This is a genomic window from Ferribacterium limneticum (genome assembly GCF_020510585.1).
GTDB lineage: Bacteria > Pseudomonadota > Gammaproteobacteria > Burkholderiales > Rhodocyclaceae > Azonexus.
In genome coordinates, this window is record NZ_CP075190.1 from 2,985,244 (window position 1) to 3,007,859 (window position 22,616).

At 58.0% G+C, this 22,616-nt stretch carries 21 protein-coding genes; 14 read left to right on the top strand and 7 right to left on the bottom strand.

What is annotated here, in order from left to right; all coding sequences use genetic code 11:
* Positions 1-2: 2 nt before the first annotated feature.
* The 4 genes from KI613_RS14310 to KI613_RS14325 form a co-directional block, all read right to left on the bottom strand.
* Positions 3-2,006, bottom strand: coding sequence for a sigma-54-dependent Fis family transcriptional regulator (locus KI613_RS14310; protein ID WP_226400607.1), 2,004 nt, complete (start codon positions 2,004-2,006; stop codon positions 3-5).
* A 295-nt stretch (positions 2,007-2,301) separates the two neighbouring features.
* The gene (locus tag KI613_RS14315) at positions 2,302-2,715 is read right to left on the bottom strand and encodes a c-type cytochrome (RefSeq protein ID WP_226400608.1); all 414 of its coding nucleotides are present in this window, start codon (positions 2,713-2,715) and stop codon (positions 2,302-2,304) included.
* A 78-nt stretch (positions 2,716-2,793) separates the two neighbouring features.
* The gene (locus tag KI613_RS14320; protein ID WP_226400609.1) at positions 2,794-4,479 is read right to left on the bottom strand and encodes a pyrroloquinoline quinone-dependent dehydrogenase; all 1,686 of its coding nucleotides are present in this window, start codon (positions 4,477-4,479) and stop codon (positions 2,794-2,796) included.
* A gap of 78 nt (positions 4,480-4,557) precedes the next feature.
* Positions 4,558-5,730, bottom strand: a complete 1,173-nt coding sequence (locus KI613_RS14325; RefSeq protein WP_226400611.1) for a porin — start codon at positions 5,728-5,730, stop codon at positions 4,558-4,560.
* A 516-nt stretch (positions 5,731-6,246) separates the two neighbouring features.
* Between KI613_RS14325 and thiC the strand changes: the two genes are divergently transcribed.
* From thiC to lipA, 8 genes are all read left to right on the top strand, one after another.
* Entirely contained in the window at positions 6,247-8,169 is a 1,923-nt protein-coding gene (thiC, locus tag KI613_RS14330) for a phosphomethylpyrimidine synthase ThiC (RefSeq protein ID WP_455424129.1), read from the top strand.
* 95 nt (positions 8,170-8,264) lie between these two features.
* Positions 8,265-8,735 (top strand): DUF1097 domain-containing protein, encoded by a 471-nt coding sequence (locus KI613_RS14335; protein WP_226400613.1) that lies wholly within the window; start codon positions 8,265-8,267, stop codon positions 8,733-8,735.
* An 11-nt stretch (positions 8,736-8,746) separates the two neighbouring features.
* Positions 8,747-8,977, top strand: a complete 231-nt coding sequence (thiS, locus tag KI613_RS14340) for a sulfur carrier protein ThiS (protein ID WP_226400615.1) — start codon at positions 8,747-8,749, stop codon at positions 8,975-8,977.
* A 29-nt stretch (positions 8,978-9,006) separates the two neighbouring features.
* On the top strand, positions 9,007-9,804 hold the full coding sequence (locus KI613_RS14345) for a thiazole synthase (RefSeq protein WP_226400617.1): 798 nt from the start codon (positions 9,007-9,009) through the stop codon (positions 9,802-9,804).
* Positions 9,805-10,296: 492 nt separating this feature from the next.
* Entirely contained in the window at positions 10,297-12,069 is a 1,773-nt protein-coding gene (locus KI613_RS14350; protein WP_226400619.1) for a methanol/ethanol family PQQ-dependent dehydrogenase, read from the top strand.
* A 48-nt stretch (positions 12,070-12,117) separates the two neighbouring features.
* Positions 12,118-12,933: a substrate-binding periplasmic protein gene (locus tag KI613_RS14355; RefSeq protein ID WP_226400621.1), complete on the top strand. Its 816-nt coding sequence runs from the start codon at positions 12,118-12,120 to the stop codon at positions 12,931-12,933.
* A gap of 44 nt (positions 12,934-12,977) precedes the next feature.
* A complete protein-coding gene (locus tag KI613_RS14360; RefSeq protein WP_226400623.1) occupies positions 12,978-13,460 on the top strand; it encodes a c-type cytochrome in 483 nt (160 codons plus the stop codon).
* Positions 13,461-13,598: 138 nt separating this feature from the next.
* Positions 13,599-14,564, top strand: coding sequence for a lipoyl synthase (gene lipA / locus KI613_RS14365; protein ID WP_226400625.1), 966 nt, complete (start codon positions 13,599-13,601; stop codon positions 14,562-14,564).
* Between the two features lie 63 nt (positions 14,565-14,627).
* On the opposite strand, the gene KI613_RS14370 is transcribed toward lipA, so the two are convergent.
* Positions 14,628-14,942, bottom strand: coding sequence for a hypothetical protein (locus KI613_RS14370; RefSeq protein WP_226400627.1), 315 nt, complete (start codon positions 14,940-14,942; stop codon positions 14,628-14,630).
* Positions 14,943-14,992: 50 nt separating this feature from the next.
* Positions 14,993-16,126, bottom strand: coding sequence for a GGDEF domain-containing protein (locus tag KI613_RS14375; protein WP_226400643.1), 1,134 nt, complete (start codon positions 16,124-16,126; stop codon positions 14,993-14,995).
* 158 nt (positions 16,127-16,284) lie between these two features.
* Between KI613_RS14375 and KI613_RS14380 the strand changes: the two genes are divergently transcribed.
* Together KI613_RS14380 and rarD are read left to right on the top strand one after the other, a co-directional pair.
* Positions 16,285-16,971, top strand: coding sequence for a DUF599 domain-containing protein (locus KI613_RS14380; protein ID WP_226400645.1), 687 nt, complete (start codon positions 16,285-16,287; stop codon positions 16,969-16,971).
* A gap of 5 nt (positions 16,972-16,976) precedes the next feature.
* Positions 16,977-17,870: an EamA family transporter RarD gene (rarD, locus tag KI613_RS14385; protein ID WP_226400647.1), complete on the top strand. Its 894-nt coding sequence runs from the start codon at positions 16,977-16,979 to the stop codon at positions 17,868-17,870.
* 7 nt (positions 17,871-17,877) lie between these two features.
* Here rarD and KI613_RS14390 read toward each other — a convergent pair whose 3' ends face one another.
* The gene (locus KI613_RS14390; protein ID WP_226400649.1) at positions 17,878-18,510 is read right to left on the bottom strand and encodes a Clp protease ClpP; all 633 of its coding nucleotides are present in this window, start codon (positions 18,508-18,510) and stop codon (positions 17,878-17,880) included.
* Between the two features lie 117 nt (positions 18,511-18,627).
* Here KI613_RS14390 and ald point away from each other — a divergent pair, with 117 nt between their 5' ends.
* Genes ald through KI613_RS14410 form a run of 4 tightly spaced genes read left to right on the top strand, consistent with a single transcriptional unit; the run spans position 18,628 to position 22,616 of the window.
* The gene (gene ald, locus KI613_RS14395) at positions 18,628-19,752 is read left to right on the top strand and encodes an alanine dehydrogenase (protein ID WP_226400651.1); all 1,125 of its coding nucleotides are present in this window, start codon (positions 18,628-18,630) and stop codon (positions 19,750-19,752) included.
* Between the two features lie 12 nt (positions 19,753-19,764).
* The gene (locus KI613_RS14400; protein WP_226400653.1) at positions 19,765-19,914 is read left to right on the top strand and encodes a hypothetical protein; all 150 of its coding nucleotides are present in this window, start codon (positions 19,765-19,767) and stop codon (positions 19,912-19,914) included.
* Positions 19,915-19,959: 45 nt separating this feature from the next.
* On the top strand, positions 19,960-21,249 hold the full coding sequence (locus tag KI613_RS14405) for a hemolysin family protein (protein WP_226400655.1): 1,290 nt from the start codon (positions 19,960-19,962) through the stop codon (positions 21,247-21,249).
* Between the two features lie 29 nt (positions 21,250-21,278).
* Positions 21,279-22,616 carry a fused MFS/spermidine synthase gene (locus tag KI613_RS14410; protein WP_226400657.1) on the top strand — a complete coding sequence of 446 codons (1,338 nt, stop codon included), beginning with the start codon at positions 21,279-21,281 and terminating at the stop codon, positions 22,614-22,616.

Consider the following 22,616-nt stretch of genomic DNA (forward strand, 5'->3'; position numbering starts at 1 on the left):
TTCTATTGATGAGTAGGCGAGACGATGTTTAGCCGTTTCATCTGTCGATATACGGTTGCTCTACAAATACCAAGCTCGTGCGAAACGGCAGTAATGTTCCAACGATGTTTGCGCAGGGCAGCGTTCAGTGTTTCGGCAGCCGAAGAGTCATTGGAACCAAAACTCTCGTCGGCTGACGAAATTGAAACAGAAGAAAGTGGTGTTGCTGCCCTTTGCGGCTTGGCCTCATGGAGATCGCGCTCGCAATCGTCGTAGAGTTCTTGGGGCAAATGGGCGGCTTCGATATGGCCACTGTCACTAATTGCTACGGCAAAGCGAATTACGTTACGTAGCTGGCGGATGTTTCCTGGCCAAGAATAGTTTAGTAAGAGCTCAAGCGCTTCGTCATCAATTTGAACATCATGATCTATTTGTTCAGTCTCTTGCTCCAATACGCGGGAAATCACAAAGGTCTTGTCCGCGCGAAGGCGTAGCGGAGGCAGGAGGAGGGATGCGCCGCACAGCCGATAATACAAATCCTCGCGAAAAACACCTTCAGCAATCAGGCGGCGCAGGTCACGGTGTGAGGCAGCAACAACAGACAGCTGCACGGGAATCGGTTTTTCGGCGCCGAGCGGCATGACCTCCTGTTCAGCCAATACCCGTAACAAGCGCGTCTGTAGCAGTAACGGCATATCGCCGATTTCGTCAAGGAAAAGCGTACCCCCATCGGACTGTTGAATCAGACCTCGCGCCCCTTTACTGCGTCCACCGGTAAAACTGCCGGCAACATAGCCGAACAGCTCGCTTTCGATCAGCGACTCGGGGATCGAGGCGCAATTTACTGCAATGAATGGCTTTCCTGCCCGGGTACTCGAATCATGCAGGGCGCGGGCTACAACCTCTTTGCCTGTACCTGTTTCGCCATGCAAAAGAATATTGACCTTCTTGTTGACCAGTCGCTTGGATTGGTCGATCAAACGCTGCATCTGACTATCACTGCCCGCCAGACGATCAAGGGCCGGGCATGCAATATGCGGGCTTTCCAGAGCGCGCAGATCGCTGCGCATACTGCGACTTGGCTGATTACGAGGAGGCCTTGCGGCCGCATAAAATAGTTCGAGACGGTGGGTGCTCAGCACCGCCCGATCTGTGCTTGAGGCTGACCGGGCAATTTCCCATATCTGATCCATGCCCCCCTTGAAGACATCGGACAGCAGATGGCCAACTATCGGGACAAATAAACCATCGGCGGACATGGCCGCGAGAATTTTTCGGGCTACGCTGTTGGCACCAACGATAACGCCGTCGGCATCAAAGGCAAGCATGCAATTGCCACTGATATCGACCAAAGCCCAGTCCACGCTGAGCCGAAGTATCCATTTGTCGCTGAAATAGCGAACAAAATTAGCATCTTCAACCATCTGGGCAAACATTGTGGTCATATGGCCGGCGAGATGCTGGCTGGTTTTCTCAGACGGAGAGGTAAGTGCAGAAATATCAAGCACCCCTATAAACTCACCTGTAGGGTCAAAAAGAGGAGCTGCGGTGCAGGTCAAACCGATGTGTGTCGCATCGAAATGATCGGTCTGATGACAGGTAACCGGCACACGCTCAACAATGCAGGTACCTACGCCACTGGTTCCGGAGTGCGACTCCTGCCAGTCAGCGCCAAGACAAAGACCGGAGCGTTTAAGGTCACGATCCCATTGGTCGTTGCCTATGCAGTCAACAGCAACTCCTTGTGCATCGGTCAGTAACAGTACGTAGCCAAGAGGAGAAACTCTTTTATATAGCTGCTCCATTCCAGCACGAGCAACCCGCAAGAACGACTCAAGCTGATCCTGATGTTCGCGAAGGCGTGCAGCCTCCAGGACCCGAGCTGGCTGTGTCCTGGAGGGATCCAGGCCATGATCGGAGACGCAGCGCGCCCACGAGCGGGTAATAATATCGTCATCGGCCAGTCCCTCGGCATGACGCGACGTTCTCTCAATAACCTCGTTGATATGCCGAGTTTGAGTGTTCATTTTGATTGTCTCCTCTGTGAGCTTCAGCTTCTCTAGATCTTTCGCGACAGAAGCTCTTTTAGGCCCCTTGCAACACTATCTACGTATTTTCAAGCACTACAACATTGAAAATATCTCTATTTGCCTAACAAAAACGTGCCAAATACGATATTTACTCCTTCGTTTCATGATGCAAGGGCACGACAGCTTATTACTTATAGCATAGTTGCAAAAATGCAGGTTTGCCAAACCAGGCAACAGTTACGTTCCTTGTTTGGCACAAAGTACTACGGTGCTTTCTCTCAACGCAGCTAGCTCATTTGTCAGGCGTTTGCGTCGAAAGATACATAATGTAAGCAACCAGTTCCCAGCGTTTTTCTGCTGAGAAACCATTGCCCCAAGCCGGCATAACATCAGCCCCGCGTCGTCCATGGGTAATTACCTTGAAAACAGCTTCTGCATTCAGATCCTTACGTCCCTTGAACGATGGAACCTTACCCCCGCTACCTTCGTTTCCGTGACAATAGGCCGCACAATTTGCTCCGAAGCGGGCTTTGCCAGCTGCAATACGGGACTCATCGTCGAGTTTGAAAGGTGGTAGGCCATGTTCTGTGGACGTGGCTGCCTCTGTTGGCACAGAGTCAGCGGGGGGCGCTGCGGACTGCGCAGAAAAAGAGAAAGTCAGAAACAAAGACAGAACAGCCATGCGTGTTGTAGAAAATCGATCCATTATCCGGTACCAGAAAGCGTAAAAAAAGCGGGGTAGACCAGCGGTTTCCCCCGCCAAAGCTCAGGGAGAGTCTTGTGCCTATTCCAGCGTGAAGCCAATCAATGCAGCACCGCCCGGCAGGTTCTTGATTTCCGGGAAGGCGCCGGCGAGGAAGCCAGGGGCATGTGACCCAAGGCCGGTCGGAACAGCGATGTATTGTTTGCCATTCACCGCGTAGCTAACCGGGCCGCCGCGAACGCCAGAACCAGCGGCGAATTTCCACAGTTCTTTGCCATCGTTGGCATCAAAGGCATAAATGTTGCCGCGCATATCCCCGGAGAAGACCAGGCCGCCACCGGTAGTCAGGACGCTACTCAACGGGGGGAGATCAAAGCGTTTTTTCCACTTGACTTCACCAGTGATCGGCTCAAATGCGGCGAGGTACCCGTCAGCCTTTTTCCCCTTCGGGTTTAGCAACGTGATCTCCGAAAGCCCCAGAGAGAGGCCGCTAATCGCCCCAACCTCTTCTTGCTTGGCTGCGGTCACCGTATTGCATACCTCCATCCCGCTCGAATACCAAAGCGCGGTCTTGGGGTTATAAGCGCCGTGGTTCCAGCTGCGCGCCCCGAGCAGATTAGGGCAGAACAGTTTCTGCTTCCCTACTTCAGGGTAGTTGGGATTGCTGATAGCACCGGTCTTCGGGTCGATGCCGCTAGTCCAGTTCTGATTTTCGGCATATTGCCAAACGTTTTCCAGCTTGCCGTTATCCTTGTCCATGACGAAGACAAAGCCGCTTTTGTTAAGGTGGACCAGAACATCTTTGCCTTTATGCGGGACCAGCAGCGCCTCATATGCTGAGTCAAAGTCCCATGCATCATTCGGAATTTCCTGACGGTGCCACTTGAGCTTGCCAGTCTTTGGATCGATGGCCAGTAGCGAAGCAGTGTACAGGTTGTCGCCCATACGTTCGTCACGGTAGTAGTCAGGTGAAGCATTGCTGGTGCCAATGTAAATCGTGTCGGTTCGCGGATCATATGTTCCCGGCATCCAGGCGCTACCACCAGCCGCCTTACGGCTCTTGCCTGGCCAACTCTTCGGGTCGTCCTTTGGAATTTCAAACGTCCAGACACGCTCGCCAGTATCGGCATTGACTGCAAAAACCTTACCGATGATTGGCTGGTCACCGCCTGTCGTGCCTCCGAACAGAATGTTCCCAGCTAGCTGCGGCGGGGCTGAGAAAAGTGCGCCATACTCGTCCTTGAGATTGCTCAACTGGGTAGACCAAATTTCTTTCCCGGACTTCTGATCAAGTGCAACAAAGCGGCCATCAAGGGTGCCAATGAAGACCTTTCCTCGGCCAACTGTGACACCTCGGCTTGCTGCAGCATAAAAAACTTCTTTCGACAACGGATCAAGTTTGGCCACATAGTGCCAAATCGTCTTTCCGGTAGCCGCATCGATCGCCCAAACGTTGTTATCGGCTGAGATTGTGTACATCACACCATCAATGACAATCGGCGTTGACTGCAAGCCATGGGTAATATTTCCAGGCTGGTGAATCCACGCTACCTTGAGTTTCTTGACGTTGCTCTTGTTGATCTGGTTCAGGGGAGAAAATCGCCATGCATTGAAACTGCGGTGATACTGCGGCCAGTTGTTCGGATCGTCATATCCAGGCCCGGTCTGCGCAGCCGCGGGCGCAATCATGAACCCGGATAGCGTCGAAAAAGCAGTCAGGGCTATAGCATTAACCTTCATGCGAAACAGCTTTCGTTCGATTTTCATCAATTTAGTCTCCAGTTATTCGAATTTGAACCTCCTTAAAACCCACCATGATCTGGGCTTTTGGAGGCGCTTAGTTACTCAGAAGGTAAAGTTGAGACCAACATTCAGGAGAAAAGACTGTTCTCCGACAGCGGGGATGCCCGCGGCGACAATGCTGGTCTTGATCGTTGCAGCAGAGCCGGCGTCAACGTAGGCCATCTGGACATAAAACGTGGTGTCGGGCCTAAATGAAAAGTCATTGCTGAAGACAAGGTTACGGGTGTGATCATTTGAGTTCCGTTTGTCCTTGTTGTCGTAATAGGCAACGGTCGCCGTGTTTCGGGGGTGCCACTTCCAATCGACACCCACGCCGATTCCGTCTACGTCAGATACATTTGCACCCGCTTTGGTGTCGTTCTTGGCATTCAGATAATTTCCCTTAAAGGTGAAATCGCCGAAAGGAATAGCAATACCAAGTCCGGCATGCTTCACGTTGCTGTGAGCGGTCGCCTCATCCTTAACTTCCTGATACGACGCTGAAAGGGTGACCGGACCGGTGTAAGTAGCGCCAAGTGCATACGCGCTGTTTTTTTCCATGCCCCCCTCTTTGCCACCAAGAGCCCAGAGGACGCCGAAATTCACGGGGCCAATAGTATTGCGGTACTGAATTGCATTGCTAAAAAATATACCAACGTCGTTATTTGTATTTCGGTCAGTGCCAGGCCCACCCGCGGTGGCCGCATATTGGTTGTAGGCCCAGGCGTAGAGGTTGGAGAACTGCTCTTTGAATGCCCTGGGCTCAGTCGCTATATGTGCCAGCAGCGCCGGACCATATTGGCGACCAAGCGTGACACTGCCCCAATCTCCGCTCAGGCCGAGATTTGCCTGGCGACGGAAAAGCACGTTGCCTGTACCCGCGGCATCACCCGTACCATGAAAATTGCCGTTGTTTGTATCGAAGTGGGCTTCGAGGTTAAAGAAACCGCTCAGGCCTTTGCCCAAATCTCTATTTCCCTTGAAACCGAGTACGGATTGACGCAAGCCGCTCGTTTCCATCGATGTCTTGCTGCCACCGCCTCCTTGATCAGATTTGCTCTGATAAAGGAATCCAGCATCAATAATCCCGAAGATTTCCACACCGGGCAGTCCAGTTTCTAAAGCCTGCGACGCCGGTACCATAGACAGCATCAGTACGGCCGCCGCAACGGTATTTTTCTTTGAGAAATTCGCATGAACGCGGATTCTGCAAGTTTTGCTTTTAGTAAAAGTCATTGTCCCCTCCTAATGTTAATACTTAACAATTAATGGTTTAACGTAATGCTCGCGCTGCAAAACATTCGTTGATGGGACAGAGAGCAGAGTTCATGCCAGCACAAAAAGTGCTTAAAACTGGTCGTAAACAGTGAATATTCAAAATTATTCGCTTAAATTTCAATATTCCCTGCGACAGTTGTAGCTTTGCGACATCTCCAGCAGCGACAGTTGTCTAAAGGCTGCGACGAAAAGACCAGATTTCAGGGCAGGCTTTAAGGATTGATATAACTGCCCTCGTCCCTCCCGGCTCACATTCCTCTTGATAAGCACCGAGGCGCTTGCTGCAACGAAGGCGTTCCCGGGCGCGCTAGCGCCTAGTACGGAATCTGCACCGTAAAAAAACGAATGGCCTCCCGGCATGTCTCGGGCATGGCTTTTGCTGACCACTCGAAGTGTGAAGGGCAAGGCTCAATTGCCATTGATGGCGGGGCATCCCGTCAAAATTCAGCATCAAGTGATATGGAGATGGCAGAAATGAACGCGAGTGGGGAAGGCTTCATCAACAGTTTCGTCAATGATTTTGACCAGGTTTCAGCGATGGCTGTAACACCGTTCCCCGGTTCTCGGAAGGTCTATATCCAGGGTTCGAGGAGTGACATCAGGGTTCCGATGCGCGAAATCCATCAATCGGATACATCCAGCGAATTTGGTGGGGAAAAAAACCCGCCTATCTATGCCTATGACTGCTCCGGTCCTTACACTGATCCGCTGTTGGATATCAATCTTCTTGAAGGGCTTTCTCCCATGCGAGAGAACTGGATTGAAGAGCGAGGTGACACTGAAATCCTTTCGGGTCTTTCATCAGAGTACGGGCAAAAACGCCTTGCCGATAAGGAGCTTGGTGGGCTGCGCATGAAACATATACGCGCCCCTCGTCGAGCCAAGGCCGGCCAGAACGTCAGCCAGATGCACTACGCCCGCCAAGGCATCATCACGCCGGAGATGGAATACGTCGCCATCCGCGAAAACAACAATCGCCGCGCCTACATCGAATCCCTACGGTCAACCGGAAAAATGGGCGAAAAAATGGCGGCCCTGCTCTGCCGCCAGCACCCCGGCCAGAACTTCGGCGCCAGCATTCCCGAGGAAATCACCCCGGAGTTCGTCCGCAGCGAAATCGCCCGTGGCCGCGCCATCATCCCCAACAACATCAACCACCCGGAAAGCGAGCCGATGATCATCGGCCGCAATTTCCTCGTGAAAATCAACGCCAACATCGGCAACTCGGCCCTCGGCTCCAGCATTCAGGAAGAAGTCGAGAAAATGACCTGGTCGATCCGCTGGGGCGGTGACACCGTGATGGACCTGTCCACCGGCAAGAACATCCACGAAACCCGCGAATGGATCATCCGCAACAGCCCGGTGCCGATCGGCACCGTGCCGATCTATCAGGCGCTGGAAAAGGTCAACGGCAAGGCCGAAGACCTGACCTGGGAAATCTTCCGCGACACGCTGATCGAACAGGCCGAACAAGGCGTCGACTACTTCACCATCCACGCCGGCGTGCTGCTGCGCTACGTGCCGCTCACCGCCAACCGGATGACCGGCATCGTCAGCCGTGGCGGTTCGATCATGGCCAAGTGGTGTCTGGCCCACCACAAGGAAAGCTTCCTCTACACCCACTTCGAGGACATCTGCGAAATCATGAAGGCCTACGACGTCGCCTTCAGCCTCGGCGACGGCCTGCGTCCCGGCTCGATCTACGACGCCAACGACGAAGCTCAGCTCGGCGAACTCAAGACCCTCGGCGAACTGACCCAGATCGCCTGGAAGCACGATGTGCAAGTCATGATCGAAGGCCCCGGTCATGTGCCGATGCACATGATCAAGGAGAACATGGACCTGCAACTGGATCAGTGCAGCGAAGCCCCGTTCTACACCCTCGGTCCCTTGACCACCGACATCGCCCCGGGTTACGACCACATCACCAGCGGCATCGGCGCCGCCATGATCGGCTGGTACGGCACGGCCATGCTCTGCTATGTCACGCCGAAAGAACACCTCGGCCTGCCCGACAAGGACGATGTCAAGGTCGGCATCATCACCTACAAACTCGCCGCCCACGCCGCCGACCTCGCCAAGGGCCACCCCGGCGCCCAGATCCGCGACAACGCGCTGTCCAAGGCCCGTTTCGAATTCCGCTGGGACGACCAGTTCAACCTCGGCCTCGATCCGGACAAGGCGCGCGAGTTCCACGACGAAACCCTGCCCAAGGAATCGGCCAAGGTCGCCCACTTCTGCTCGATGTGCGGCCCGCATTTCTGCTCGATGAAGATCACGCAGGAAGTCCGCGAGTTTGCAGCGCAGCAGGGCTTGGATGAAGCGGCGGCGCTGGAGAAGGGGATGGAGGTGAAGTCGGTGGAGTTCGTGAAGGCGGGGGCGAAAATCTATTCCTGATTCAACACCCGTCCCGCCATTGCAACAGCCGCCTCATCGCACTTCCGAAGCATTTTTCTGACACTGAATAAACCTATTTCAACAGGAGACATAAAATGAAAATTACCCACGCACTCGGAACAAGCATCGCGCTGCTCGTCGCTTTCTGGGTTTACGTCAGCATCGGACACCCCGAACTGAAACTCTATCCATGGATCGGTTTCGTCGCCTGGGCTGCTTTTTTTGCCGCCGGAGGGGGCCGCACCGGCTTGGTCAAACCTCTTGCCACCAGCACGGCTGGCATCGTTCTGACTGCGCTCACCATGTATGGCGTCGGTCAGTCTGGGAACGGCCTGGTGATACTTATGCTGTTGGTCGCGATCCTGGCTTTCGTGTTGGTGTTGATATCAGAAGTTGGCATTTTTTCATACACACCAGCAGCGTTCTTGGGTGCGGCAACGTATTTTGGCTCGGGGAGCAAAATAGACGAAAGCATCGTATTCGTCATTCTTTCGTGGGTTGCCGGGCTACTTCTCGGTTACGCATCCGAGGTAATTGGTAACAAGATCGCGCGCCCTGCAGTTTAGTGAGGTATTGCATGTCCGCGATTAAATGCCAAGAGGCAAGTCAAGTTGTCACGGTCAACGGCGAAGCTGCCCTCTTTCCCCTTGACACCTCAGTTGCCGCCTTGCTGGCCGCGCGCGGAATGGCGGGAAAGCGCGTCGCTGTCGAGCGCAACGGCGAGATCGTTCCCCGAAGCAAGCATTCAGATACGACGTTGATTCATGGCGACCGTATCGAAATTGTCATTGCTGTCGGTGGTGGCTGAAACGTTCTGGAACGCTAGGTGAATCAATAATGGAAGATCCTCTGATCATTGCAGGCAAGAGCTACCGATCGCGCTTGCTTGTCGGAACGGGCAAGTACCGGGACTTTGCGGAAACAAAAGCGGCAATTGATCTCAGCGGTGCCGAGATAGTTACCGTTGCCATTCGTCGTACCAATATCGGTCAGGATACTAGCCAGCCATCACTGCTCGATTTCCTGCCGCCTTCCCGCTACACGCTATTGCCGAATAGCGCCGGGTGTTACACGGCGGCGGACGCAGTACGCACACTGCGACTTGCTCGGGAACTTCTCGACGGACATAGCCTGGTAAAACTCGAAGTCCTGGGCGATGGCAAGACACTATTCCCTGATATGCCAGCCACTCTTGAAGCCGCTAGCATCCTCGTCAAGGATGGTTTCAAGGTCATGGTCTATTGCGCTGACGACCCCATCCAGGCCAAGCGTCTGGAGGAGTTGGGCTGTGTCGCGATTATGCCTCTCGCCAGCTTGATCGGTTCGGGCATGGGGATTCTAAACCCGTGGAACTTAAGGCTCATTATCGACAATGCAAAAGTGCCTGTCATTGTCGATGCCGGTGTTGGCACCGCGTCAGATGCCACCATTGGCATGGAACTGGGATGCGCAGGAGTACTTATGAACACTGCAATTGCCAGTGCGAAAAATCCGCCATTGATGGCGAAGGCAATGAAAAATGCTGTTCAGGCTGGGCGCGAAGCGTACCTTGCCGGACGTATGCCGAAGAAACTCTATAGTGGAGATCCGTCATCGCCGACGGATGGGGTAATCGGTTCACCAAGCCACCGCTGACGGACAAACCCAAAAGCTTGGCGAGTTACCCGGCAAAGCGACGCATGGGCGGGCGAAGCCGCTACCTCGCAGCCCATGGCTGACGCCCGCCCGTCGTCCCCCAGCCCCCTCTGGCAGGTGCGGCCGAGTTTGCGCGCCGGCCCATACCCCCCGCGCACGGCGCTTGCTGCCTCACCATGGCAAGCAAGCGTTCCTGCGCTGTCTTTCAGGCAACTTCCAGGCTATCGCGGCCGAAACGTCCGTGGAGAATTCCTCTCTGTGCCCTGATTCGCCCCCGGGAACGCGACTGTGACAGATGTATCCCATGTCACACATTTCCCTGTAATAGCAGATACAGATGTCACTTAATTCGCTGAAAAGCGCCAAAAACAGGCCTGTTAACGGCCTGTTATGCGTGGCATGGAACTCGCTAAAACCAGCTACGGGTATTGAACTCGTACGGCCGGCGGACTTGGCTGCTGGTTGAAAATCAGAGGAAAGAGGAGATTATTAATGCAACACAGATCCGTGAAAAGGATACTTGCAAAGAGCCTGGTTATCAGTGCCGCTACAGCCATGCTGTCTCTTGCAAATACTGTCTTTGCTGCAGATGAAAAGGGCTCGGCCGATCCAGAGCCGCCGTTAGGCGTCAACGTTTTGGAGGCCACGTTCAAGTGGCGCCCCAACTACGTCTCGGAAGACATGCTTTTAAACGCCGACAAGGATGCAAACAACTGGCTCCACTACGGCAAGGACTACCAGGGGACACGGTTCAGCCAACTGCGCCAGATCAACCGCGAAAACGTCAGCAAGCTGGTTCCGGTGTGGAATCTTTCGTTTGGCGTCAATGATGCACAGGACAGCCAGGCAATGGTGGTCAATGGCCGAATCTATGTCACGGCAAGCCAGAACAAGGTTTTCGCCCTGGATGGAGAGTCCGGCCGCATGCGCTGGAAGTATGAGCGCTCCCTACCCGGAGACCTGGGGGCCCGTTTGTGCTGCGAAGCAGTTAACCGTGGTGTAGCAGTGTTCAAGAACATGGTTTACATGGCCACCCTGGATACGCATCTGGTTGCTCTTGACAACACGACTGGGCGTGTCGTTTGGGATGTCAAACTGGGCGACTACCAAACAGGTGAGATTTACACGTCAATGCCGCTGGTCGCCAACGGGATGATCGTGGTCGGCAACTCCGGTGCAGACGTTGGGGGCAACGTTGGCAAGATTACGGCGCTTGATCCTGATACCGGCAAGATCATTTGGCAAACCAAGACACGCCCGACGAGCGCCAACGACCCTGCGGCCAAAACCTGGGCGAACGACTCCTGGCAGACGGGCGGAGCAGCGGCCTGGTTGACCGGCAACTACGACCCGAAGACCAAGACGATTTTCTGGGGGGTCGGCAATCCCACGCCGGACTTTGATCCACGGGTACGGGCCGGGGACAACCTCTACAGCAATTCGACGCTTGCCCTCGATGCCAACACAGGAAAAATCAAGCACCATTTCCAATACACCCCGAACGACTCGTGGGACTACGACGGAAATAACGAAACCATCCTGATCGACGACGAACTGGGACGCAAGGTATGGCTGCATGCCGATCGCAACGGCCACGTCTATTCGATCAACAGGGATAGCGGCAAGTGCAACTGGGTGGTTCCGATCGCCCGGGTGAACTGGGTTACCGGCTTTAAGGACAACTGCCGCCCGATCGTCAATCCGGACAAGGTGCCAAGCTACGACAAGGTGGTCACCGATATCGCTCCGATTCTGGATGGTGGCAAGGAATGGCACCCGGCATCCTACAGCCCGCTGACAAAGTTCCTCTATGTGCCGTTTATCGACAGCTCAATGGACATCCAAGCCAAACAGATGAGCTGGAAAAAAGGCGAGTGGTTCTTGTCTTCCAAGGTCCTGAAGGCAAACCCCTATACCGGCGGCGTCAAGGCATTTGATGCGACAACGGGCAAGGTCGCCTGGTCCCGCCCCCAAAGCACCCCGGCAACCAGCGGCCTCTTGAGCACCGCCGGCGGCCTCGTTTTCTCGGGTGATGCAGAAGGTTATTTCTCGTCGATGCGTGACGACACCGGTGAGACGCTGTGGCAATTTAACGTGGGCACCGGCATTCACGGCAACCCGACGACCTTCAACGTCGATGGCAAGCAATATGTTGCGATTGTCTATGGGCCAGGGGGCGGCAGCTTGTGGCCGCTGGTCTATGGCGAGTTGTTCAAACACCAGAACCGGGGCGGCGGCATGATGGTCTTCGCTCTTCAAAAATAAGCAATATGGATGGCGCGCCCTCCCCGGGGCGCGCTCAGGAGTCTGGAAATGAACAAGATGAAATTTTCGGCGTCCTACGCGCTGATGCTGGTTTTCGCCCTGTGTTTATCACATGCATATGCCAGCGATGCGCCAAAAACAGGGACCATGCCCGAACTGGTGGCGTGTTTGTCCGATGACAACGCACCGTTTTCGTCCTCGAATGGAGGAGGAATTGATGCAGAAATGTCGCGCCGCCTTGGAGAATTCCTCCATCGCCCAGTGCGTATATCTTGGATCGCGATTCCCGAACGTGGCGGATTAGGCAGGGCTCTGCGCATGGCGATGAAGCCAGGCAACTGCGATCTGTTTTTTGGCATCCCGGTGAATGGCACAGCGAATGAGGATGTGCTCGAACAACACCTGGAAACCTCAGAACCATACCTCTCTACGGGCTATGTACTCGTCGCCGCAAAGGGGAGCAACGTCAGGACACTTGATGATGCTCAAAGAGCCCAGCGGGTTGGCGTGGTTACCGCCACACCGGCCGATATGTACCTTCACAAACAACGTTTCAACAGAATTCCCTACGGCAATAACCGCGACCTGTTAGACGCCCTATCGGAGGGCGCCGTGAACGCAGCAGTCCTTTGGCTCCCAGCCTTGGCGAGTGCCGAGCAACGAGGCTTCGAGCTCTGGCCAAATGCCATTCGAGATGAGCATCTTCCATCGCCCGAACTGGAGACACGCTTTGTCATTGCCATGCGGAGCGGCGAAGCCGACCTGAAAGCCAACCTCAATGTGGCGCTTGCTCACCTGCGCTCGGATGGATCACTGGACAGCATCCTGCGCCGCCACGGAATTGCCCGGACGCATGTCCAGTGACGCTCATTTTTCCCAAAATCTCAATCACTCTCTAGAAGCTACAGATGGATAAACAACTCATTCAAAAGTGGTCAACCCAGGCATTTCATGGAAAACGACTGCTATCAGTCACCGCAATGATCATGGCACTGGGCCTTGCCAGCATTGCCCATGCATTTGGCGTCCCCTCCGGAGACTCTGCAACACCTGCCGCCTCCGCCAATCCATTCGCGGGGAGCGCGGAGAAAGCGCGAAAGGGGGAGGAATTGTTTGGTCGAAATTGCCAGCAATGCCATAACACCAGGGGGCATGGCGGCAAGTGCCCACAACTTGTCCGGGGTGCCTGGGCGCCGGGTGGGGCAAACTCGGACCAATTCATGTTTGACACGATTACCAAGGGCCGCCCGAATACCCAAATGGGGGCTTGGGGCGAAGCCTTAAGCCAAAGCGAAATATGGGAAATAATTACCTTCTTGCGAGAGGAGGCCGTTCGGGTCAAGGTAATCGATGGCCGCAAGAAAACCGATGACGATGAGTCCTGGTATTAATTTCTGAATCATGAGACGGGCTGTCGGTGCAGCCCGTTTTCATCAATTGAGTTCGTACCCGATACTTGCCGCCAGACCAAATCGGAGAAGCGGATGAGAACGCTATCAACACTTGCTACAGCAACTGGATAAATAGAAATGGCAGACAACGCAGGCAGCGTGAAACAAAAAGGCGTCAAGCAAAGAGGCGAACTCAAAACCGCGCGCATCCCCATCAAGATCGTGCCGGTCGACACCCCGCTGCGTAAACCCGAGTGGATACGCGTCAAGGCCGGCAACAGCGCCGGCCGCTTCGGCGAAATCAAGACCATGCTGCGCGAAAAGAAGCTGCACACCGTCTGCGAAGAAGCCGCCTGCCCGAATATCGGCGAGTGCTTCGGCCGCGGCACGGCGACCTTCATGATCCTCGGCGACATCTGCACCCGGCGCTGCCCGTTCTGTGACGTCGGCCATGGTCAACCCCTGCCGCCCAACCCGGACGAACCGCGCGAACTGGCCGAGTCGGTCGCCACGCTGAAGTTGCGTTACGTCGTCATCACCAGCGTCGACCGCGACGACCTGCGCGACGGCGGCGCCCAGCACTTCGTCGACGTCATCAGCAATGTCCGCAAACTGTCGCCGACGACCACCGTCGAGACGCTGGTCCCCGACTTCCGCGGCCGCATGGAAGTCGCCCTCGACGTCCTCGGCGGCGCCCTGCCCGACGTGCTGAACCACAACATGGAAACGGTGCCCCGCCTCTATAAACAGGCCCGCCCCGGCGCCGACTACACGCACTCGCTCGAATTCCTCAAGCAGTTCAAGGCGCGCTATCCGAACGTCAAAACCAAATCCGGCCTGATGGTCGGCCTCGGCGAAACTGACGAGGAAATCCTCGACGTCATGCGCGACCTGCGTGCCCACGATGTCGAAATGCTGACCATCGGCCAGTATCTGGCGCCGTCCGGCCACCACCTGCCGGTCACCCGCTACGTCCACCCCGACACCTTCAAGATGTATCAAGAAGAGGCGAAGAAAATGGGCTTCACCGGCGCCGCCTGCGCGCCAATGGTCAGATCCAGCTACTGGGCCGACGAGCAGGCGCACAGCGCCGGCGTGGCCTGAACTCCAACCGACAGCAAGACTTCCACGGTCAACCGGAAAAACCGGCCAAAAATGAAATCCTGATCAGGCCGTTTCGTGCCCGGCGCCGTCCTTGTCCTGGCGGCCGAGCGTCAGTTCGGTGTTTTCGCTGAGGGCGAAGAAGAAGGCTTCGACGGCTTTCGGCTCACCTGAGGCGGCGAAGGTGGTCTGGCCGCATTCGCACTGGCCGACCCAGATCGCTTCGATGCCGCGCAGGCCGCGCGTGCTGACCGGGTTGATGGTCGTCACATCGCCGCCGCAGCCATTGCAGACCAGCTTTTCCGGGCGCGTCGACTCGAGTTTGGCTTGCGCCTGAGCGATGCGTTCTGCCTGCGAACCCCGATTATTGGCCTGTCCCATGTCTGTTCCCCGCGCTTTTCAAAGGCTGGCAGGATACAGGAGTTTCAATCTCACTGGGACAGGTGGTAACCCCGTTTGCCGGCTGCTTTGGCCCGGTACATCGACAGGTCGGCACAGCGGATGATTGCCTCGGGCGTACTTTCCAGCCCCATCTGGGGAAACAGGCAGATGCCGATGCTGGCGCTAATCGGGGGCATATCGGGGAGGCTGGCGACGGGTTCCTCAATGATCCGGATCAGCTTTTCAGCCAGATGGACGGCCGCGTCGCAGGAGCCAATGTCCTGCACGAGCAGGAAGAATTCATCGCCCCCGAGGCGCGAGATGGTGTCAGTTTCACGCGTCGCAGCGACCAGGCGGCGGGCGATTTCACGCAGTACCGTGTCGCCTACTTCGTGCCCGAGCTGGTCATTCACGTTCTTGAATCCGTCTAGATCGACAAAAAATCCGGCATGTCGCTCGGAGTCGCGCCGGGCCAAGGCCAGCGCCTGACTCATCCGGTCGTCGAGCAGGTCGCGATTGGGCAGCCCGGTCAGCCGGTCATGCAGCGAGCGCTGAAGGTGCAGGCGACGCTCCCGATCGAGCTGCAGTTCGCGCAGGAAAAGCTGGCGCCGCTGGTATTCGACCAGGTAGCCGGCGGCGCCGCCGATCAGGTTGGCCGAGACCATGAAAAAATTCTGGCTGAGCAGCATCGGATCCGGATAGGCACTCACGAAGCCGAACAGCAGGTTATAAAGCAGCAGGACGAAAACGTTGATGCCGAGCGCCTGGATAAAGCGGGCGCCGACCAGGTTGTAGGTATAGAACGTAGCCAGCATCAGCCCGGGGTAGTAGTAGGCGCTGCTCTCGACGGGCAGGTGCCAGAGCATGGCGATCAGGCCGAGCGAAGCCGACAGCCCGACCTGGGCGAGCAGGAACTGGTTGGCTTTCTCGAACCACGTGGTGAAGGTCAGAACGAGAACCGACAGCGGTATGGCCAGCGCCAGCATGCGGATGACCCAGACCAGCCCGAGCTGACTGGGCGGTACGAAAAGGTGATCGAGCGCGCCATAGACAAAGTACACAAAAACGCCAACGACGATCGCCGCCCGGCCTTGTAGACGCAGGCGCGGCAAGAGCTGCCGGAGGAAGGCACGCTCGGTTTCCGGGTCATGGAAACGCAAAGTGAGCGGATGCATTCTGTTCATTGATGGAACGCCTTGAAAATGCTTCGCGTCGGCAAAATGAAACGGTTTTCGGACAATGTGGCCCGAATATGACTTTGAGCATAAATCAATGTTCATGTCGCCGACAACAAGGGTTTACACGCTGTCGCAAGCGCCATGGGCTATGGCAATATGCGCAAATGCATGCCCTGCCCCACCTTTCAGTAATCGACTGGATCTCGCTGGCCATCTTCTTTGCCAGTTGGGCCGGTTACGCCTGGTATTCCGAACACAGCCGCTGGGGGGCCGGCGGCCTGATCCACACTGCCCAGCGCTACCGTCTGGAATGGGCCTACCGCATGCTCGAGCGCGACCTGCGGGTGGCCGACTCGACGCTGATCGGCAACCTGGTGACCAGCGTTTCCTTTTACGCCAACACCACGATCTACATCATCGCCGGCCTCGTCGCCGCCCTCGGCGCCTCGGACAAGCTGCTCAGCTTTACCTCCGAACTGCCCTTCGGCGGCGCCGGCAACCGCGAACTGCTCGAAATCAAGCTCATGCTGCTGCTCGCCTCGTTTGTCTTCGCCTATTTCAAATTCACCTGGTCGCTGCGCCAGTTCAACCTGCTGTCCATCCTCGTCGGCGCCGCACCCTTCGGCAAGACCGGCGAACCGGGCGTCGATGCGTACGCCCGCCGCGTCGCCGGGGCCAACAACCTGGCCGGCGACGACTTCAACCGCGGCATCCGGGCCTACTACTTCGGCCTTGCCGCCTCCGGCTGGCTGCTCAACCCGGCCATCCTCGGCGCCTTTGCCGTCGTCGTGCTGGTCGTGCTCTTCCGCCGCGACTACCGTTCGCCGGCGCTGCACATCCTGCGCGACTAAACGCAGTGCAGCCCAAAAGCCAACTGGCCGGCATCGGCTTCGGCCTGCTCGCCTACGGCATCTGGGGCTTCTTTCCGCTCTTCTTCCGCCAGCTTTCGCACATTTCGCCGATGGACGTGCTGTCCAATCGCGCTGTCTGGGCATTTGTCTTCGTCGGTATCCTGCTCACCCTGCGCGGCAGTTGGGGCAAGGTGCTCGCCGTCTTCTGTACGCCGCGCCAGTTCGCCATGCTGGCGCTCGCCGCGCTGCTCGTCGGCAGCAACTGGCTGATGTTCCTGTGGGCCGTCGCCCATGAGCAGGTCGTCGCCTCCAGCCTCGGCTATTTCCTGACGCCGCTGGTCAATGTGCTGCTCGGCCTCGTCGTGCTCAAGGAAAAGCTCAACCGGCTGGAATGGATATCGGTCGGCCTCGCCGTCGCCGGCCTGGCCAACGAAGTCATTTCGCTCGGCAGCCTGCCCTGGGTTTCGCTCTTCCTCGCCGCCACTTTCGGCACCTACGGCCTGGTTCGCAAGCAGGTACCGGTCGATGCGCTGTCCGGCCTGTGGCTGGAAACCCTGGCCATGCTGCCGGTGTGCGGCATTTACGCGCTGTGGATGGCACAGAGCGGCCATATGGTTTTTGCCGCCCAAGACACGTCAACCGCCGCCTGGCTGGTCGGCGCCGGCATCATCACCGCCCTGCCGCTCATGGCTTTCGCCGCCGCCACCCAGCGCCTCGACCTGGCCACCGTCGGCATGCTCATGTACATCAACCCGACCATGCAATTCGCGACGGCCATCTGGATTTTCGGCGAACCGCTACAGATGGCGCGACTGGTCAGTTTCGGGCTGATCTGGCTCGGGCTCGGTTTCTTCAGCCTCAGCATGTGGCAGAAGCTGCACCGGGCAGGCGCCAGCTGAGGCCGACTCAACCGGCCGGCGACGCGGCTTTGTCCTTCTTCTTGCGCTCGCCTGCCCTGCGGGCCCGCTGCATGCGCATCAGCCGCCGGTGGATTTCATCGGAATCCATCCAGAGATCAGACCCCTTCAGGATGTTGGCAATCTCCGTTTCCGTCAGGAAAGGCGAGCAGAGGCGGCTCATGACCTTCTCGAACCAGTTGCCGACCGCCAGCACTTCGGCCTGCTGTTCGTTGCCCTTGCCGGCGAAAATTCCCGAGTAAATGTGGAACATCAACTGGCAGTTGTCGTGCACCACGAGTTCGTCACCGGACAGGAAAATCAGGGCCGCCATCGAATAGGCCCGCGCCTCGAGTATGGTCACCACCCGGGCATTCGAGGCTCGCACGTTGTTGATGATCTGCAGGCCGGTATTGAAGTCACCGCCGGATGAGTTGAGGTGGATATAGACCAGATCCGTCTCGGCGGCCGAACGCAGGGTATAGAACAACTCGGTGTAGTACTGCGGCTCATGGATGTCGCCGCACAGGTAGTACGACACCTGGCGAACCGGCAACTGCTGTTCGTAGCGGATCAACCCGCGAAACGATGTTCCCTCTTCAGCGATCATCTCGTCGTCTCGACCGTTCGGTTCTCGGTGCATGATCTCTCCTCGACTGTTTCGGCTCATTATGAGCCAGTTTTTCACCTTCAGGATGGGTGACCGCGACCGGTATCATGAGGGGGTTGAATCCATCGTCCGGCACGACAGGGAGAGAACATGCGAATAGGCGTTCCCAGGGAAATCAAGAACCACGAATACCGGGTTGGTCTGACCCCGGGCAGCGTCCGGGAAATCGTCGCCCACGGCCATCAGATCATCGTCGAGAAGGGCGCCGGCCAGGCCATCGGGCTGAGCGACGAACTTTATCGGGCGGCCGGGGCCGAACTGGCCGATAGCGCTACCGAAGTCTTTGCCCAGGCCGAACTGATCGTCAAGGTCAAGGAGCCACAAGCCGAAGAGTGTCGTCTGCTGCGCCCGGACCAGGCCGTGTTCACCTATCTGCACCTGGCACCGGATCGTCGCCAGACTGAACTGCTCATGGCCTCCGGCGTTACCGCCATTGCCTACGAAACGGTCAGCGATGCCGGCGGTCGCCTGCCCTTGCTGGCACCGATGAGCGAAGTCGCCGGCCGGATGTCGATCCAGGTCGGGGCGGCCTGCCTGGAAAAACCGAAAGGCGGCTCAGGCGTGCTGCTGGGCGGCGTGCCGGGCGTTGCGCCGGGCAAGGTCGTCATCCTCGGCGCCGGCGTGGTCGGCGCCAACGCGGCCATGATCGCCGTCGGCATGGGCGCCGAGGTGACTGTCATCAACCGCTCGCTCGACCGCCTGCGCTGGCTCGATGAACATTTCGGCAACCGGATCAAGACCCTGCTGGCCACTGGCGAAGCCATCGAAACCAGCCTGCTCGATGCCGACCTGATCATCGGTGCCGCGCTGATTCCCGGCGCCACGACGCCGCACCTGCTCCGCCGCGAACAACTGCGCCAGCTCCGTCCCGGCTCCGTGCTGGTCGATGTCGCGATCGACCAGGGCGGTTGTTTCGAGAGCAGCCGTCCGACTACCCACGCCGAGCCGACCTACATCGTCGACGACGTCGTCCATTACTGCGTCGCCAACATGCCCGGCGCCGTGCCGCGAACCTCGACCTTCGCCCTGAACAATGCCACCCTGCCCTTCGTCCTGGCCATCGCCGACAAAGGCTGGCGGCAGGCCCTGCTCGACGACCGTCATTTGCGCGATGGCCTGAATATCCACCAGGGAAAAGTCACCTGCCCCGCCGTCGCGGCAGCACACGGGTTTGCTGCGGTCGACCCGGAAAAGGTGCTGAAAATGAAGGGCTGAAACGCCAAATGGATGGCCCGGTTCCTGCTGTTCAAGGGCTGCGCCAGCATGCAACGGACGCCTGCTGAAACCTTCCGTCAGGATCGTCTCGGACAGGTTACGGTCATTGCCGTCGAACAGGCAGCTCAAATTCGCATTTGGCACAAGTTGCACCGCAACTGAACGGCAAAGGGGATAATTCCCTGACCGGATAACCCGAGGCACCGCATGTTCGAGAGCACCCTGATCATCCTGCTGCTGATCGCCGCCAGCGCCTTTTTTGCCACCTCCGAAATTGCCCTGGCCGCCGCCCGCCGGATCAAGCTCGAACAACTGGCCGGCAACGGCGATGCGCGGGCCAGGCAAGCCTTGTCGCTGCAGTCGCAACCCGGCCACTTTTTCACGACCATCCAGATCGGCCTCAACGCCGTTGCCATCCTCGCCGGCATTCTCGGCGAAGGTGCCTACGCACCCTACTTCACCACCCTGCTCACCCCGCATTTCGCCAGTCTCGACACCGCCGGCACGCTGGCCACGGTGTTTTCCTTCCTGCTCGTCACCTCGGTTTTCATCCTCTTCGCCGACCTCGTGCCGAAGCGCATTGCCATCGTCGCCCCCGAGCGCATCGCGCTGCGCATCGCCGGGCCGATGACCCTGTGCATCCGCATCCTGTCGCCGCTGATCTGGGCCTTCAACGGCATTGCCAGCCGCATCCTGTCGGCGCTCGGCCTGCCGCAGAAGCGCCCGGACGACGTCACGGCCGAAGACATCGTCGCCCTTGCCCAGGCCGGGGCCGATGCCGGCGTGGTTGCCGAGCAGGAGCAGCAGATGATCGAGAACGTGCTCGAACTCGACACCCGGACGGCGCCATCGTCGATGACGCCGCGCGACGGTATCGTCTGGCTCGACGTCGACGAGGAAGAGGCCAGCCTGCGCGCCAAACTGGCGACGCATCCGCACTCGAAATACCCGGTCTGCCGCGACGAAATCGACCAGCCACTCGGCTACGTCGACGCCAAGGACCTGCTCAGCCGCATCATCGCCGGCCAGCCGCTGGCGCTCGACACGCCGCTGGTCAATCCCGCCCTGATCCTGCCCGACACGCTGACGCTGTCGGAAATCCTCGGGCATTTCCGCGCCAGCCGCGAGGACTTCGCGCTGATCATCAACGAATACGCGCTGATCGTCGGCCTGATCACCCTCAACGACCTGACCAGCACGCTGGTCGGCGACCCGCTGATCGACAGCGACGAAGCCCAGATCGTCCGCCGCGACGCCGATTCGTGGCTGATCGATGGCCTGACGCCGATAGGCGATGTCGAGACCGAACTCGACCTGCCGCCCTTCCCGGACGACAGCCAGTACGAAACGGTGGCCGGCTTCATGATGTACATGCTGCGCAAGCTGCCCAAACGCACCGACAGCGTGGTGCATGGCGGCCTCAAGTTCGAGGTCATCGACGTTGATCGCAATCGCATCGACCAACTGCTCGTCACGCGCCTGCCGCCGACCGCTTAAATCCAGCCGCCGCAGGCGATAATCGGGCGATGTCCCGTTTCCTGATCTACGTCATCGTCTTCATCGAAGGCTTCTGCTCGCTCGGCGCCGAAGTCATCGCGCTGCGCCGGCTTGTGCCGCATGTCGGCAGTTCCATCGTTGTCACGGCGCCGACCATCGGCTTTTTCCTGCTCGCGCTGGCGCTCGGTTATGCCTCGGGGGCCAAGGTCGCCGGCAATTACCTCAACATCGTCGCCCGCAATTTCCTGATCGCCGCCGCGCTGGCTGGCATCGGGCTGGCCGGCATCAGCGTCGACTGGATGTTCGCCCACCTGCAGCCCGTGCTCGTCGCCTACCTCGTCTTCATCGGCGGCGTGCTCTGCCCGCTGGCCTGGCTGCTCGGCCAGACCGTGCCGATCCTGACCAATCTCATGAAAGCCGAACGCACCGGCGAGGCGAGCGGCCTGGCGCTCTACTGGTCGACGCTCGGCTCCTTCCTCGGGTCGATCAGCCTGTCGCTGCTCGTCATGCAATGGCTGGGCGTTTCCGCCGCCGTCTTCGCCTGCGCGCTGGGCCTGCTCATCGGCGCCCTGCTGCTCGCCCAACGCAATTTCAAATTTTGGCTTTTTTCCGGGTTGACCGTGGCATTGGCCGCTGGACTGAACCTGCAGCACGCCGTCACCGCCGACACCGCCTACGCCGAGTACGTCATCGGAGACGTCGTGCTTCCCGGGCAAAAGGATCCGCGCGCCTTCCGGGTCAATAAATCGCTCGCCTCGCTGATTGACGATTCCGACCCGCCCAACTACACGCGCTACATCAAGCACCTGCGGCAAATCCTGCTCGACGACCTCGGCTTCTTCGACAAAGACATCCTCGTCCTTGGCGCCGGCGGCTTCACACTGTCGCACCGCGAACCGCTCAACCGCTACACCTACGTCGATATCGATCCGGCCATCAAGGCCATCGCCGAAAAGCATTTCCTGCGCGAGCCGGCCCGCGGCGAGTTCATCGCCGACGATGCCCGCCGTTTCGTGGCGACCAGCGAACGTCGCTTCGACGCCGTCGTCGTCGACGTCTACAGCTCGCACACCTCGATCCCCAGCCACCTCGTCACCCGCGAGTTCTGGGCCGGCACGCGCCGTGTGCTCAAGCCGGACGGCATCCTGCTCGCCAACCTGATCCTCGACGGCAAGCTCGAAACGCCCTACGCCCGCAACCTGCTGGCCACCATCGACAGCGTTTTCGGGCGTTGTGCCGTCGACGTGCTGCACAAAGCCAAAGCTCTGGCCAACGTCGAAGTCAGCTGCTTCGCGAGCAGCCGGCCGGGGGAAACGGGCATTTACGTCGACGAGAAAAACCGGGCCGATCTCGACCGGGCAAGGTAA

Bases quoted from the DNA above. Each gene is read 5' to 3' on its own strand.
- KI613_RS14310 (WP_226400607.1), bottom strand. From the start codon at position 2,006: ATGAACACTCAAACTCGGCATATCAACGAGGTTATTGAGAGAACGTCG.
- KI613_RS14315 (WP_226400608.1), bottom strand. From the start codon at position 2,715: ATGGATCGATTTTCTACAACACGCATGGCTGTTCTGTCTTTGTTTCTG.
- KI613_RS14320 (WP_226400609.1), bottom strand. From the start codon at position 4,479: ATGAAAATCGAACGAAAGCTGTTTCGCATGAAGGTTAATGCTATAGCC.
- KI613_RS14325 (WP_226400611.1), bottom strand. From the start codon at position 5,730: ATGACTTTTACTAAAAGCAAAACTTGCAGAATCCGCGTTCATGCGAAT.
- thiC (WP_455424129.1), top strand. From the start codon at position 6,247: ATGAACGCGAGTGGGGAAGGCTTCATCAACAGTTTCGTCAATGATTTT.
- KI613_RS14335 (WP_226400613.1), top strand. From the start codon at position 8,265: ATGAAAATTACCCACGCACTCGGAACAAGCATCGCGCTGCTCGTCGCT.
- thiS (WP_226400615.1), top strand. From the start codon at position 8,747: ATGTCCGCGATTAAATGCCAAGAGGCAAGTCAAGTTGTCACGGTCAAC.
- KI613_RS14345 (WP_226400617.1), top strand. From the start codon at position 9,007: ATGGAAGATCCTCTGATCATTGCAGGCAAGAGCTACCGATCGCGCTTG.
- KI613_RS14350 (WP_226400619.1), top strand. From the start codon at position 10,297: ATGCAACACAGATCCGTGAAAAGGATACTTGCAAAGAGCCTGGTTATC.
- KI613_RS14355 (WP_226400621.1), top strand. From the start codon at position 12,118: ATGAACAAGATGAAATTTTCGGCGTCCTACGCGCTGATGCTGGTTTTC.
- KI613_RS14360 (WP_226400623.1), top strand. From the start codon at position 12,978: ATGGATAAACAACTCATTCAAAAGTGGTCAACCCAGGCATTTCATGGA.
- lipA (WP_226400625.1), top strand. From the start codon at position 13,599: ATGGCAGACAACGCAGGCAGCGTGAAACAAAAAGGCGTCAAGCAAAGA.
- KI613_RS14370 (WP_226400627.1), bottom strand. From the start codon at position 14,942: ATGGGACAGGCCAATAATCGGGGTTCGCAGGCAGAACGCATCGCTCAG.
- KI613_RS14375 (WP_226400643.1), bottom strand. From the start codon at position 16,126: ATGAACAGAATGCATCCGCTCACTTTGCGTTTCCATGACCCGGAAACC.
- KI613_RS14380 (WP_226400645.1), top strand. From the start codon at position 16,285: ATGCATGCCCTGCCCCACCTTTCAGTAATCGACTGGATCTCGCTGGCC.
- KI613_RS14390 (WP_226400649.1), bottom strand. From the start codon at position 18,510: ATGCACCGAGAACCGAACGGTCGAGACGACGAGATGATCGCTGAAGAG.
- ald (WP_226400651.1), top strand. From the start codon at position 18,628: ATGCGAATAGGCGTTCCCAGGGAAATCAAGAACCACGAATACCGGGTT.
- KI613_RS14400 (WP_226400653.1), top strand. From the start codon at position 19,765: ATGGCCCGGTTCCTGCTGTTCAAGGGCTGCGCCAGCATGCAACGGACG.
- KI613_RS14405 (WP_226400655.1), top strand. From the start codon at position 19,960: ATGTTCGAGAGCACCCTGATCATCCTGCTGCTGATCGCCGCCAGCGCC.
- KI613_RS14410 (WP_226400657.1), top strand. From the start codon at position 21,279: ATGTCCCGTTTCCTGATCTACGTCATCGTCTTCATCGAAGGCTTCTGC.